Source organism: Aggregicoccus sp. 17bor-14 (assembly GCF_009659535.1).
In the GTDB taxonomy this organism is placed as follows: Bacteria; Myxococcota; Myxococcia; order Myxococcales; family Myxococcaceae; genus Aggregicoccus.
In genome coordinates this window covers 227,760-240,990 of sequence record NZ_VJZZ01000002.1, presented here as the reverse complement: position 1 = coordinate 240,990, position 13,231 = coordinate 227,760, and the positions used below count along the sequence as shown (strand labels likewise).

The following is a 13,231-nucleotide window of genomic DNA, read 5'->3' as shown; positions in this document are numbered from 1 at the left end:
CCCGAAGTGCACGCGCGTGCGGGTTCGGCGGCGGCAGGTCCGTGCGCACCTGTTCTGAGATGTCGGGGGTTTTGCTGAACAATTTTCAGAGCTCGAGCGGCGCGCGTTCTCCGCGCACGCGCCCCTCTCCGGCCCCTCCACCCGCCGCGCCTTCCCGCGCTACCCGGGCGCAGGTGAGCACCCGCATGAACGCTCGCTCCAGTGCGGCCCTCGCTCGAAAGAGGGTGGTCTCGAGGCCGGTAAGAGCTACCGGAAAACCCCCGACATCTCAGAACAGGAGCGCGCGACTCCGCGCCTGGGAGGGCGTGTTTGCAAAGCCGGTGTCGTTCGAGCCGGCCTCGACCTTCGACTGCCAGCTGGATTGCAGTTCGTCGCGGCACTCGAGAGGCAGAGGCGGATGGCGACGAGGAGCTCGCGCATCCCCGGAGCGCGGCGCAGGACGGTGCCCGCGCGCGCTTGGCGGATGCGAGGGGAGCCCGTCCCGTCCTGGATTTCCCACAGAGCCGGTGCGCGCGGGGCACAGCGGGGCGGATGCATCCCTTACCCCGACATTCTCCCAGGTGGAGAGGGGACCTTCACGCAGCTTCGTCCTCTCGAGGTCGAGCCCTCAGCGCAGCGCCACCGCCGGGTCCACCCGCGAGGCGCGCCGCGCGGGCAGCCAGCTGGCGAGCAGCGCCACCGTGAGCAGCACGCCCGCGCCTCCGAGCAGCACCGCGGGGTCCGCCGCGCTCACCTCGAAGAGCTGGCTCTGCAGCACCCGCCCGAGCAAGAGCGCGCCCAGCGCCCCGAGCGCGACGCCTCCGAGCGCGACCCCGAGTCCCTGCCGCACGACGAGCCGCTGCACCTGCCCACGCTGCGCCCCCAGTGCGAGCCGCACGCCGAGCTCCTGCACACGCTGGCCCACCGAGTACGCGATGACGCCGTACACGCCCACCGTGGCGAGCAGCAGCGCGAGCCCCGCGAACACGCCCACCAGCAGCGTGGGGAAGCGGCGCAGGAACATCCACGGGCTCGCGTCCACGCGCTCCTGCATCGTCTGCAGCGGGCCCACCACCATGCCCGCGTCCAGCGCGCGCAACTCCGAGCGCACCGCCTGCGCGAGCCCCACCGGAACCTCCTCCGCGCCGTCCACCCGCAGCGCCACGCCCACGTTGAGCGCCGCGTCCTGCAGCATCGGCGTGTAGAGGACGGGCTGCGAGGCGTGGTCCAGCGCACCCATCTTCTCGTCCCCCACCACGCCCACCACCTCGCGCAGGGGCTGGTCCGGCGCGAAGGTGAAGCGCACGCGCTGGCCCACCGCGTCCTGCCCGGGGAACAGCCGCTCGGCGAGCGTGCGGTTGATGACCACCACCTCCGGCGCGTTCGCGCGGTCACCCTCCGTGAAGGCGCGCCCACGCGAGAGCGGCACGCCCATCACCTGGAAGTAGTTCGCGCTGATGGCGCGGATGTTCGCCTCCGGCTCGTCGCCGGACACCGGCACCGGCCGGCCCGCGACCACGAAGCGGATGGTGCTGCCCTCGTTGGTGAGCGGCAGCCGGCTCACCAGCGCCACGCCCTTCACGCCCGGCAGCCGCGAGAGCCGCTCCTGCACCTGCGCATGCAGCGCGAGCGCCTTGGGGTCCGTGTCGTAGACGTCTCCCGGAGGCGAGAGCTCGAGCGCGAGCAGCCCGCGCGCCTCGAAGCCCGGGCTCGCGTCCGACATGCGCAGCAGGCTCTTGAGCAAGAGCCCCGCGCCCACCAGCAGCACCAGCGCGAGCGCCATCTCGGTCACCACCAGCGCGCTGCGCAGGCGCCGGCGCGAGGGGCCCACCAGCCCGTGCCCCTCGCCCTTGAGCGTGCCGTGCAGCTCGGGGCGGCTCGAGAGCAGCGCGGGCGCGAGCCCGAAGAGCACCCCGGTCAGCAGCGCCACGCCCGCGGTGAAGAGCAGCACCGGCGTGTCCAGCGAGAGGTCCTGCAGGTAGGGCATCTTCGCGCGCTGCAGCGCGGGGATGGCCGCGAGCAGCCCCTCCAGCGCCCACTGCGCGCATACCAACCCGGCGAGCCCGCCGAGCACCGAGAGCACCAGGCTCTCGGTGAGCAACTGCTGCACCACGCGCCCGCGGCTCGCCCCCAGCGCGAGCCGGATGGCCAGCTCCTTCTGCCGCCCGGTGGAGCGCGCGAGCAGCAGGTTCGCCACGTTCACGCACGCGATGAGCAGCACCAGCCCCACCGCGCCCAGCAGCCCGAGCAGCAGCGGGCGCACCTGCCCCACCAGCACCTCGCGCAGGGGCTTCACGCGCACGCCGCTGCCCGCGTTGGAGGCGGGGTGCTCGCGCGCGAGCCGCTCGGCCACCTGCGCGAGCTGCGCCTGCGCCGCGGCCTGACTCACCCCGGGCGCGAGCCGCCCCACCACCCGCAGCCAGAAGAGGTTGCGCCGCTGCAGCATGCTCGAGCTCGCGTTCGGCCCCGCCGGCATCCAGAAGTCCGAGGGGCTCAGGGGCGCGAAGTGGAAGCGCGCCGGCAGCACGCCCACGATGACCATGGGCTCGCCGTCCACCGTCACGCTGCGCCCCAGCACGCCGGGGTCCGCGCCGTAGCGCCGCGTCCACGCCTCGTGGCTGAGCACCACCACGCGCGCCGCGCCCACGTGGTCGTCCGCCTCGCCGTAGAAGCGCCCGAGCGCGGGGCTCACGCCGAGCGTGGAGAAGAAGCCGCCGGTGGTGACGGCCGCGGGCGCCTGCTCCGCGCCCTCCCGTCCGCTCACCGTGACGCGGTTGGGCACGTAGCCCGCGAGCGAGGCGAAGGCCGGGGCGCTCGCCTGCCAGTCCAGGAAGTCGGGGTAGGAGGCCTCGTGCTCGCTGAAGTCGCCTGCCTGGGCCTTCGTCTCGTACAGGTGCACGAGGCGCTCGGGCTCGGCGTAGGGCAGCGGGCGCAGCAGCGCCGCGTTCACCACGGTGAAGAGGGCCGTGTTGCCCCCGATGCCCAGCGCGAGGGTGAGCAGCGCCACCACCGTGAACGTCGGGCTCTTCCACAGGGTGCGCAGCGCGTAGCGCAGGTCTTGCAGCGGGGTCATGGCAGCCTCCGGGCAGGAGCGCTCGCAACCCGCGTGCCGCTCCCTCCCGCCCCCGCACGGCACCCGCCGGCGCGCCTCCCTGCGTGCGCGGTCCTGGGACGCGTGTGTCCCACGGACGGACAGACCAGAGCGCACGTGACGGGGCCGGGGGGCCTCCATAGGGTAGGCGCGTGCTGCCCCCGGACTCCCAGCGCTCCCTCGTCGCCGAGGCGCTCGCCGCGCTCGGCGTGCGCCACCTGGTGCTCAGCCTCCACGACCCGAGCTTCCCCGGCCTCCCACACGAGGACCTGGGGCGGGGCTCTCCATACTCGGAGGGAGCGCAGCGCTTCCTCGCCTTCGCGCACGCGCTGGGCTTCACCGGCGTGCAGCTGGGCCCGCAGGGGCTCGTGAGCGAGGACAACCCCTCCCCCTACGACTCCACCCTCTTCAGCCGCAACCCGCTCAACGTGGCGCTGCCTCCGCTCACCGAGGAGGCGCACGGGGCGCTGCTCTCGAAGGAGCGCCTCGAGGCGCTGCTCGCCCAGCGCCCCGCGGGCCCCGCGGACCGCGCGCAGCACACCTTCGCCTATCGCGCCCAGGCGGCCGCACTGCAGGAGGCGTGGAAGAGCTTCCGCGCGCGCTTGCACACGTCTCGCCCGGGCAGCCCGCTCGGCGAGCTCGCCCTCGGCCTGGAGACGTTCATGCGCGAGAATGCCGCGTGGCTCGAGCCGGACGGGCTCTACGGCGCGCTCGCGCAGCTGCACGGGGCGCCCTACTGGCGCGACTGGCCGCTCGCGCTGGACCGCCGCCTCTACGCGCCCCACCCCGGCGAGGAGGCGGCGAGCGAGGCGCGCCGCGGCGAGCTGAAGGAGCAGTGCGGCGAGGCGCTCGCGCAGTACGCCTTCGCGCAGTTCCTCGTCCACCGGCAGCACGCAGCCCTGCGCGCGCGGCTGGGCGCGCTGGGGCTGAAGCTCTTCGGCGACCTGCAGATCGGCTACGCGCCGCAGGACGCGTGGCGCCGCCAGGCCCTCTTCCTCGAGCGCTACCTCATGGGCGCCCCGCCCAGCCGCACCAACCCCGAGGGACAGCCCTGGAACTACCCGGTGCTCGACCCGCGCGGCTACCGCCTCGCCGACGGCAGCCCGGGGCCCGTGCTCCACTTCATGCAGGCGCGCGTGGGCAAGCTGCTGCAGGAGTTCGACGGGGTGCGCGTGGACCACCCGCACGGGCTGGTGGACCCGTGGGTGTACCCGCCGGGCGCTGGCGACGCACACGCCGCGGTGCGCGCCGGCGCGCGCCTCTTCTCCTCGCCGGACCTGCCGGGCCACCCCGAGCTGCGCGCCTGGGCCATCGCGCGGCCCGAGCAGCTGCAGCGCGCGCTGCCGCGCCACGCGGACGGCTGGGTGCGCGCGCTCGAGCCCGCGCAGGTGCAGCGCTACGGCGCGCTGCTGGACACGGTGCTCGAGGCCGCGCGGCTCCAGGGACGCGCGCTGGAGGACGTGCTGTGCGAGGTGCTCAGCACCCAGCCCTACCCGCTCGCGCGCGTGATGGCGGAGCACGGCCTCGGCCGCTTCCGCGTCACGCAGAAGGCGGACCTCGCGAACGCGGCGGACGTGTACCGCAGCGAGAACGCGCAGCCACCCGACTGGGTGATGCTGGGCAACCACGACACGCCGCCCATCTGGCGGCTCGCGGAGCGCTGGAGCGCGAGCGGAGAGGCGCGCGCGCAGGCGGACTACCTCGCGTGGCGCCTGCAGCCCGAGCCCGGGGAGCGGGAGGCCTTCGCGCGCGCGCTCGCCCGGGACGCGGGCCTGCTCGTGCAGGCGAAGCTCGCGGACCTCTTCGCCTGCCCGGCGCGCAACGTGATGGTGTTCTTCGCGGACCTGCTCGGGCTCACGGACGTCTACAACGCGCCCGGCACGGTGGGCGCGCACAACTGGAGCCTGCGCGTGGCGCCGGACTTCGAGCGCGCGTACACGGAGCGCCTCGCGCGGCTGCGGGCCCTGGACCTGCCGCTCGCGCTCGCGCTCGCGCTGCGCGCGCGGGGGCTCGCGCAGGAGCGCGCCGGGCTCATCGCAGCGCTGGAGGGCGTGCGCGGCGGCTGAGGTCCCGGGCGCTCACAGGCTCGCGGACGCCCCGCTCCACCGCGGCGCCTCGTCCCGCCAGGCCTCCAGCGCGCGCAGCGTCTCGGTCGTGTCGCGCGCGAGCAGGTGCACGCCGAGGTCCGAGGGCTGCAGACCGGGCTCTCGCCGCAGCACCTGTCCACCGAGCACGAGCCGCACGCCGGGCAGCGCCTCGCTCAGGGTCCGCGCCGCCCGCAGCGCCGCGGGCAGCTGCGCGACGCTGCTCACCGAGAGCCCCACGAAGGCGGGGTGCACCTCGCAGGCCCAGCGCACCAGCTCGCGGGTGGGGGTGTTGCCCCCGAGGCTCTGCACGTCCCAGCCGTGCAGGGCGAGCAGGTCCGCCACCAGCTGCACGCCGAAGTCGTGCAGCTCGCCCTCCACGCAGGCCACCAGCGCGCGGGGCCCCGAGCGGGGCCAGGGGAAGCTCGCGTAGAGGGAGCCCACCACCGCGCGCGCCACCGCGGTGGCGAGGTGCTCGTCCGCGATGCCGATGCGGTGCGTGCGCCACAGCTCGCCCACCTCCTCGAGCGCAGGCTGCAGCAGCTGCGAGTAGACGTAGAGGTGGCCGCGCGGGAGCCCCGCCTGCACGAGCGCACGCGCGCCCTCCAGGTCCCCGAAGAGCAGCGCCTGCAGCAGCAGCCGCTGCGGGTCGTCGCCGGGAGGGGAGAGCCGCGCGAGCGCTCCCTCGAGCGCTGGCAGCACCTGCCGCGCATCCTCGGGCAGCAGCTCGGCACGCAGCGCGGCGGCCAGCTCGCGCAGCGCGGCGCGCAGCGCCTCGAGCCCCAGGCCGCGGCGCACGAGCAGGGGCACCAGGCCGCGCAGGTGCGCCTCGAAGAGGCCGGGGTCGTCGAGCGCCACGGCGAGCGTGAGGGCGTGGGTTCCCACGCCCAGCAGCGCGCTGCAGGCCGCCTCGCCTGCCGCCTGCAGCCGCGGCTCGCCACGAGAGGCGGACGCCGTGGCGCTCGCCACCACCCGTGTGCGCACACCGGCCAGCCGGCCGGCGAGGTCCTGGCACTGCTGCATCGCCATCGCCGTGCGTCCCTCGTCTCCCCTGACGCAAGACGTAGGGATGTATGGCGGGTGCGCACAACCCCGTCCATGGACCGGGGTGGCCGCTGACAGCAGGGCGGCCAGCCCCTCCCCTTCCGGGGCGACTTCGGGAATGATCACCCGCGTGAAACCCCTCTGCCGTGCTCCCCTCCCCTCCGCGCTCGCCGCCGCGCTCACCCTCTGGGGTGGCGCCGCAGCCGCGCAGACTCCTGCTCCCACCCCCGACATGGGCGCGAGCGCCCCGCCGCCCCAGTCCACCGGCAGCGCGTCCCTGCCCACCTTCGGCCTGATGGTGGACGTGGGCGTGCCGGACGGCCTGGGGCTCGCCGGCGTGGTGCGGCCGCTCTCGTGGCTGCGGCTCAACGCCGGCCCGGTGACGAACTCGGTGGGCTTCGGAGTGCGCGGGGGCCTGAGCATCGCGCCCTTCCACGCCTTCCTCACCCCCTCGCTCAACGCGGACGTGGGCCACTACTTCAAGGCGGACTACAGCGAGCTGCCGCGCCGCTTCGGCGCGAGCTCGGACACGGCCGCCGCGACGCTCAAGGACGTGGGCTACACCTTCGCCACGGCGAGCGTGGGCCTCGAGCTGGGCTCGCAGTCCGGCTTCTCCTTCTTCCTGCGCGCGGGCCTGAGCTACTGGGACTTCTCCCCGGCCAACGCCGAGCCCGCGCTGCGCGATGCCGCGGACGACCCCACGCTCACCGTGGCCCCCGTGTCGCTGCGCATGAGCAGCCCCAGCGTGAAGCTGGGCTTCACCCTCTTCCTGTGAGCCGAGCCCCCGCCATGCGTACCCCCCCTCCGCTTCTGCTCTGCGCGGCGAGCGCGCTCGTGCTCGCCACCGGCTGTGACAACCTCTTCTTCGTGGACGCCCAGACCGACGAGGTCTGCAAGACCGAGCAGGTCGAGCAGGTCGGCGGCGTGCCCCTCGCCGTGGACTCGACCCTCGAGCGCTCGCTGCCCTTCCCCGTGGGCGCCTTCGGCGAGACCGCCCTGCCCAAGGGCAGCGTGCAGTTCATCCTGCGCGCGCGCAGCTTCAGCGTCACCGCCACCGACCCCACCATCGACCTGAGCGGCATCAAGACCGCCACCGTCTCCGGCAGGCGCGTGGGCGACACCGGCCCGGGCACCGTGCTGCTCAGCTTCACGCGCACCGCGGGCGCGCCCGCGAGCAACCGCTTCGAGCTCACCGGCGACCAGGAGGTGGACCTGCTGGACTTCAACCGCGGCGAGGACCTGGAGCTGGTGTTCAAGGCGAGCGGCGCCCTGCCCTCGCGCGACTGGACGCCGGAGCTGCGCGGCTGCGCGGGCCTGCACGCCCGCGGCGACTACTCGGACCTGGTGTTCTAGCTCTTCGAGCCCTCATGCGCGCCCACCTCGCCACCGCCGCCGCCCTCGCCGCCCTGCTCGCCGCGGGCTGTAGCAGCAACGGCGGAGGCGGGCCGGATGCCGGCCCGCCGGACGCCGGGCCCGGCGCGGACTGCATCCTGGTGCCCAGCGGCGTGGAGCCGCAGGGCAGCGTGCCCTTCGACGTGGAGACGGTGGCGAGCGGGCTCGAGGTGCCCTGGGGCCTCGCCTTCCTGCCGGATGGAGACCTGCTCGTCACCGAGCGCCCGGGCCGCGTGCGGCTCGTGCACCAGGGCGTGCTGCAGCCCACGCCGGTGGCCACGCTGAACACGCAGGTGACGGACGGCGAGGGCGGCCTGCTGGGCATCGCCCTGCACCCGGACTTCGCCACCACGCGCCAGTTCTTCCTCTACGTCACGCACGGCACGGGCAGCACCCGCAGCAACGGCGTGGAGCGCTGGGTGCTCGCGCCGGATGCGCGCAGCGCGAGCCTCGAGCGCGTCATCTTCGAGAGCATCCCGGGCGCCGTGGTGCACGACGGTGGGCGCCTGCGCATCGGGCCCGACCGCATGCTCTACGTGGGCACGGGGGATGCGACCGAGCCCAGCCGCGCGCAGGACGTGAACACGCCCGCGGGCAAGCTGCTGCGCCTCACGCCGGACGGCGCGGTGCCGCAGGACAACCCCTTCCCCGGCCAGCCCGCGTTCCTGCTCGGCGTGCGCAACACCCAGGGCTTCGACTTCCTCGACGCGCAGACGCTCTACGTCGTGGACCACGGCCCCAGCGGCGGCGGCGCGGAGGGCGGCCGGCGCGCGCACGACGAGGTGAACCTCGCGCACCGCGGCGACAACCTCGGCTGGCCGGACATCTACTCCTGCGAGACGCAGGCGGGCCGCGTCACGCCGTCCATCACCTGGGAGACCGCGCACCCGCCCGGCGGCGCGGCGCTCTACACGGGCACCAGCATCCCCGAGTGGCGCGGCTCGCTGCTGGTGGGCGTGCTGGGGGCGCGGCAGCTGCACCGCGTGGTGTTCGACCCCGCGAACCCCGGCCGCGTGCAGAGCCACGAGGCCTACCTGCAGGGCACCTACGGGCGGCTGCGCGAGGTGATCATGGGGCCCGACGGCCACCTCTACGTCACCACCAGCAACTGCGACGGGCGCGGCACCTGCCCCGCGGACGGGGACCGCATCCTGCGGCTGCGGCGCCACTGACCCGCGCCCTCCCTCTCCCTCTGGGAGAGGGAGAGGGACTCACGGCCGCCGCGTCAGCGCAGCGCCTGCAGCGTGGCCTCGTTGAAACGCGGCAAGTCGTCCGGCTTGCGGCTCGTCACCCAGTTGCCGTCCACCACCACCGCCTCGTCCTTCACCGTGGCGCCCGTGTACTTCAGGTCCTGCTGCACCGTCTGCCACGCCGTGAGCGTGCGGCCCTGCTTCACGATGCCCGCGCTCATCATCAGCTGCGGCCCGTGGCAGATGGCCGCAACGGGGCGCTTCAGCGCGTCGTAGGCCTTCACGAAGCCGGTGAAGCGCGCGTCGCCGCGGATGTGGTCCGGCGAGTAGCCGCCCGGGATGAAGAGCAGGCCGTAGTCCTCCGGGCGCACGTCCGCGATGGCCTTCTCCACCTTCACCGCCTCCTTGCCCGACTTGCCCTTGAGCACCTTGCCCACCTCGGCCCCGATGACGTCCACCGTGTGGCCCGCCGCCTTCAGCGCGTCATAGGGCGAGCGGAACTCGGAGTCCTCGAAGCCATCCCCCAGCAGACAGGCCACCTTCACGTGCTGCGCCATTGCGTGTGCTCCCTCTCTCGCCGCCTCGCTCGTGCGGGCGGGAAAAAGAGGAAGGTGGGCACGCGGGCGTGGGCGCGCAGGAGGCAGGGCCGCACGGTGGGGAGCCAGGCACCCTCACCCGCTGAGCTGGCCGAGGAGAGTGCGCGCCTGGGCCTCCAGCTGCGCGCTTCCGGCGGCGCCCTCCGCGAGCACCCGCTCGAGCAGCGCGCGCGCCTCGCCCTGCTGGCCCTGCCCGCCCAGCGCCCGGGCGAGCGCGAGCTGCGCCTCCGTGCGCGCGAGCGCCGTGGGCAGCCCCTGGGAGACCGCCTCCTGCAGCAGCTCGGCGGCCTGCGGGAACTGCCCGCTGGCCAGCTGCGCGAGCCCCTCCAGGTACACCGCGTGGGCGCTTCCGGGTGTGAGCGCGCGCAGCTCCCGCGCGGCGCGCACCGCGGCCTCCGGGTGCCCCGCGGCGAGCGCGAGCCGCAGCAGCTCCTCGCGCAGCGGCGCGGACGCAGGCGCTGCCGCCGCCGCGCGCCCCACCACCGCGAGCGCGCGCCCGAGCTCTCCGCGCAGCGCGTGTGCGCGGCCGAGGAAGAGCAGCACCATCGGCTCGTCGCGGGTGAGCTCGGCCGCGCGCGCGAGGTGCGCGAATGCCGCCTCCCCGTCCTGCCGCGCGAGCGCGAGCCGCCCGCGCTCGAAGTGGGCGGGGCCGCTGTCCGGGTCGCGCTCGAGCGCGAGGCGCAGCGCAACCTCGGCGCCCGCGGCGTCTGCGCGCTCGAGCAGGAGCAGCGCGAGCTCGAAGCGCTCGCCGAAGCCCGCGCTGGGGGCGGCCGCGAGCGCGCGCAGCGCCTCGAGCGCCTCCGCATCTCCCTGCCGCGCCCGGGCGAGCGCGAGCCGCGCCTGGCCTTCCGCGTGGTCGGGGCGCAGCGCGAGCAGGCGCCGCGCGCTCGCCTCCGCCGCCGCGTGCGCGCCCTGCGCTCCGTGGCAGCGCACGAGGCCCAGGAGGCAGTCCACGTCCTGCGGCTCGAGTGCGAGCCCCTTCTGGAAGCTGCGCAGGGCCGCGTCCACCTGGCCCTGCGCCCACTGCTGGTTGCCCTCGCGGGCGTGCGCCGTCGTCATGGCGGCGCTTGTAGCGCAGGGGGACTAGGGCTGCACCTGCTCCGCCTTGCCGCTGGCGAGCGCGGAGTCGAGCACGGCCTTGAGCTTGCGCTCGGACTCCTCGCCCAGCTTCTCCTGCTGCTCGCCGAGCTTCTCCTGCTCCTCGCCCAGCTTCTCCTGCTGCTGCCCGAGCGCCTCCTGCTGGGCGGAGAGCGCCTCCTGCTCGCGCTCCAGCGCCTCCTGCTTCTTGTCCAGCTCCGCCTCGAGCCGCTCCTGCTCGCGCTCGGCCGCGGGGTCGTCATCCGTGCCGGCGAAGCGGTGGGCGAGCTTCGCGTGCTCGAGCGAGAGCTCCGCCTGGCGCAGCCCCAGCGCCGCCTGCTTCTTGCCCAGCTCGCCCTGCTGCATGCCGAGCGCCCCCTGCTTGTTGCCCAGCGCGCCCTGCTGCTCGCCCAGCTTCTGCTGGGGCTCGAAGGCCGCGCGCGCCGCCTTGATCGTGGCCGCGTCGCGGATGACGTAGTGGTTGTCGCCGCGCCGCACGTAGAGGAACTCGCCGTCGTACTTCTTCTGGAGGCGCTTCACGTTGCGCATGTCGCCGCCGTCGCCGCGGATGTTCCACTCGTTGCCGTTCACGAGCGCGTAGGCGTCCTCCTCTGCGTCCGAGAAGCTGCCGTGCATGTTGAAGGTGCCGTGCAGGCCGTGCATGCCGCCGGTGGGCGGCGTCGGGGGACGCGGCGGCACGGGCGCGCGCGCCGCCACGGGCGCGACCGGCGGCACGGGAGGCACCGGAGGCACGGGCGCGACCGCGGCCACGCGAGCGCGAGGCGTCCCGGGAGGCACCGGCACCGCGGCCGCGCTCGGCGCTGGCGCGGCGGCGGGTGCCGCCTTCGCAGCGGGCGCGGCCTTCGGGGCCGGAGCGGCGGCCAGCGCGGCCTTCGCAGCGGGCGCGGCCTTCGGGGCCGGCGCGGCGTCCGGAGCCGGGGAGGGCGCGGGCGCCTGGCGCGCCACCACCTGGAAGGGCAGCAGCACCACGAGCCCCACCCCGCACAGCGCCACCTTCATCCAGCGCCGCACCTGGCGCGACTCGAGCTCCACGTTCTCCAGCATGTGCAACCTCCTCTTGAGAGCGGTGATGTGGGCGGACGCGCCCAGGGCGGCGAGCGCGCCGTGGGGGCGCGCGACGCCGAAGGCCAACAGCAGCCGGCCGTACTCCGCAGGGGCGGCGCCCGTGGCGAGCAGCGCCTCGGCGTCACAGGCCTCCTCGCGGGCGAGCGCGTACTCGCGCCCCGCGCGGCGCACCAGCGGGTGGAAGAAGAAGAGCGCCTGCGCGAGCGCCGGCACCCAGCCGAGCCACAGGTCGCGCCGGCGCAGGTGCGCCAGCTCGTGCGCGAGCGCCATGCGCTGCTCGCGCGCGCTCAGCCCCGCGAGCAGCCGCGGCGGGAGGATGACGGCGGGGCGCAGGAGCCCCACTGCGAGCGGGCTCTGCACGCCGCGGGCGACCTGCAGCTGCGGCAGCGCGAGCCCCAGGCCCCGCGCGAGCTCGGCCGCATCGCGCTCCAGCTGCGGCGCGTGCAGCGGACGCGCCGTGCGGCGCACGTGGCGCACGTGCACCCAGCCCCGCGCGAGCGCGCCCAGGTGCAGCACCACCCCGAGCAGCCACGCGGCGAGCGCGAGGGGCAGCAGCAGCGGCAGCACGCGCGCCGCGAGCCCGCGCAGGACGGCCGCGGCGGGCACGTGCGCGGAGGCCGCGGGCGCCTGCTCCGGCGCGGTCGAGAGGGACGCCGGCGACGCGGCCGCAGCGGGCTGCGCGGGGGCCCCTCCCGGCGCCGCCGCGAAGCTCAGCGCGGCGTCGAAGCGGGACGCCGCGGCCGAGACCTGCGCCGGGGCGTCCTGCGTCGGCAGCGCGCGGTGACCGAACGCATCGGCGGAGGGCGCGGCGCGCACCGTGCGCAGGGGCGGCACGGGCAGGCGTGCACCGGTGAGCGCGCGGGTGAGGCCCTGGCCGTCGGAGGCGGTCACCACCGGCACGCCGGGCATCGGGGCATCCTCGATGGGGGCCGCGAGGTCGAGCGGCGCAGGGGCCGCCGCCTGTACGAGCGCCGCGGGCTCGGGCGGCAGCAGCGGGAGGGCGAAGGGCGCGAGTCCCACCACGTCCACCAGCGCCTTGAGCGAGACGAACCACCAGAGCCCCGCGCGCACGGCCGGGGTGAGGCGCGGCAGCGCGCGCGTGAGCAGCAGCACGACGAGGCCGCAGAGCGCGGCCTGCCAGCTGGCGCGCCACAGGCGCTCGGCGGCGAGCTCGAGCGCGGGAGAGAAGGAGGACAGGCCGGAGATCATCGGGTTCATCGCGCTCACCCCTTCCTGCGCTGCTGCAGCCGGTTGACCACGTCCTGGAGCTGGGCGAGCTCCTCGTCGCTCACCGCCTCGGCCTCCGCGAGGTACGCGGCGAAGGGCGAGAGCGAGCCGGCGAGGGCGCGCTGCACGAAGTCCCCCACCACGCCGCGCAGCAGCTCGCCCGTGGGCACGCAGCTCGCGTACTGGAAGACGCCCTCCACCTTGCGCCGGGTGAGGTGCCCCTTGGCGCGCAGCCGCTCCATCACCGTGAGGATGGTGGAGCGCGCGAGCCCCTGCGCCTCGCCGTAGCGCTCCGCCACCTCGCCCACGGTGGCCGGGCCGTGCTCGGCCACGTAGCGCAGCACCGCCAGCTCCTGCTCTCCCACTGCCTTGGCCATGGAGCACGCCTCCTGACTACAGCTGTAGTCAGAAACAACCTATGACCTGACTACAGCTGTAGTCAAGCCCCCCGCTCCTGCCTTCGGG

At 75.2% G+C, this 13,231-nt stretch carries 10 protein-coding genes; 4 read left to right on the top strand and 6 right to left on the bottom strand.

The annotated features are described in order from the left end of the window. Positions 1-607: 607 nt before the first annotated feature. Positions 608-3,052 carry an ABC transporter permease gene (locus FGE12_RS04920; RefSeq protein WP_194797586.1) on the bottom strand — a complete coding sequence of 815 codons (2,445 nt, stop codon included), beginning with the start codon at positions 3,050-3,052 and terminating at the stop codon, positions 608-610. A gap of 170 nt (positions 3,053-3,222) precedes the next feature. Between FGE12_RS04920 and FGE12_RS04915 the strand changes: the two genes are divergently transcribed. Then, positions 3,223-5,136 (top strand): 4-alpha-glucanotransferase, encoded by a 1,914-nt coding sequence (locus tag FGE12_RS04915; RefSeq protein WP_370458886.1) that lies wholly within the window; start codon positions 3,223-3,225, stop codon positions 5,134-5,136. Between the two features lie 12 nt (positions 5,137-5,148). On the opposite strand, the gene FGE12_RS04910 is transcribed toward FGE12_RS04915, so the two are convergent. Further along, a complete protein-coding gene (locus tag FGE12_RS04910) occupies positions 5,149-6,183 on the bottom strand; it encodes a B12-binding domain-containing protein (protein WP_153865090.1) in 1,035 nt (344 codons plus the stop codon). Between the two features lie 145 nt (positions 6,184-6,328). Between FGE12_RS04910 and FGE12_RS04905 the strand changes: the two genes are divergently transcribed. The 3 genes from FGE12_RS04905 to FGE12_RS04895 are packed head-to-tail and all read left to right on the top strand — an operon-like array spanning position 6,329 to position 8,762. After that, positions 6,329-6,973 carry a hypothetical protein gene (locus FGE12_RS04905; protein ID WP_153865089.1) on the top strand — a complete coding sequence of 215 codons (645 nt, stop codon included), beginning with the start codon at positions 6,329-6,331 and terminating at the stop codon, positions 6,971-6,973. A 14-nt stretch (positions 6,974-6,987) separates the two neighbouring features. Continuing rightward, positions 6,988-7,551: a hypothetical protein gene (locus FGE12_RS04900; RefSeq protein ID WP_153865088.1), complete on the top strand. Its 564-nt coding sequence runs from the start codon at positions 6,988-6,990 to the stop codon at positions 7,549-7,551. Positions 7,552-7,565: 14 nt separating this feature from the next. Continuing rightward, positions 7,566-8,762, top strand: a complete 1,197-nt coding sequence (locus tag FGE12_RS04895) for a sorbosone dehydrogenase family protein (protein ID WP_153865087.1) — start codon at positions 7,566-7,568, stop codon at positions 8,760-8,762. 53 nt (positions 8,763-8,815) lie between these two features. On the opposite strand, the gene FGE12_RS04890 is transcribed toward FGE12_RS04895, so the two are convergent. The 4 genes from FGE12_RS04890 to FGE12_RS04875 form a co-directional block, all read right to left on the bottom strand. Further along, complete coding sequence (locus FGE12_RS04890; protein WP_153865086.1) at positions 8,816-9,337, bottom strand: type 1 glutamine amidotransferase domain-containing protein; 522 nt, start codon at positions 9,335-9,337, stop codon at positions 8,816-8,818. A 114-nt stretch (positions 9,338-9,451) separates the two neighbouring features. Next, positions 9,452-10,435, bottom strand: coding sequence for a tetratricopeptide repeat protein (locus FGE12_RS04885; protein ID WP_153865085.1), 984 nt, complete (start codon positions 10,433-10,435; stop codon positions 9,452-9,454). 24 nt (positions 10,436-10,459) lie between these two features. Beyond that, entirely contained in the window at positions 10,460-12,757 is a 2,298-nt protein-coding gene (locus FGE12_RS04880) for a M56 family metallopeptidase (RefSeq protein ID WP_153865084.1), read from the bottom strand. A 5-nt stretch (positions 12,758-12,762) separates the two neighbouring features. Further along, entirely contained in the window at positions 12,763-13,143 is a 381-nt protein-coding gene (locus tag FGE12_RS04875; protein ID WP_153865083.1) for a BlaI/MecI/CopY family transcriptional regulator, read from the bottom strand. Between the last annotated feature and the right edge of the window lie 88 nt (positions 13,144-13,231).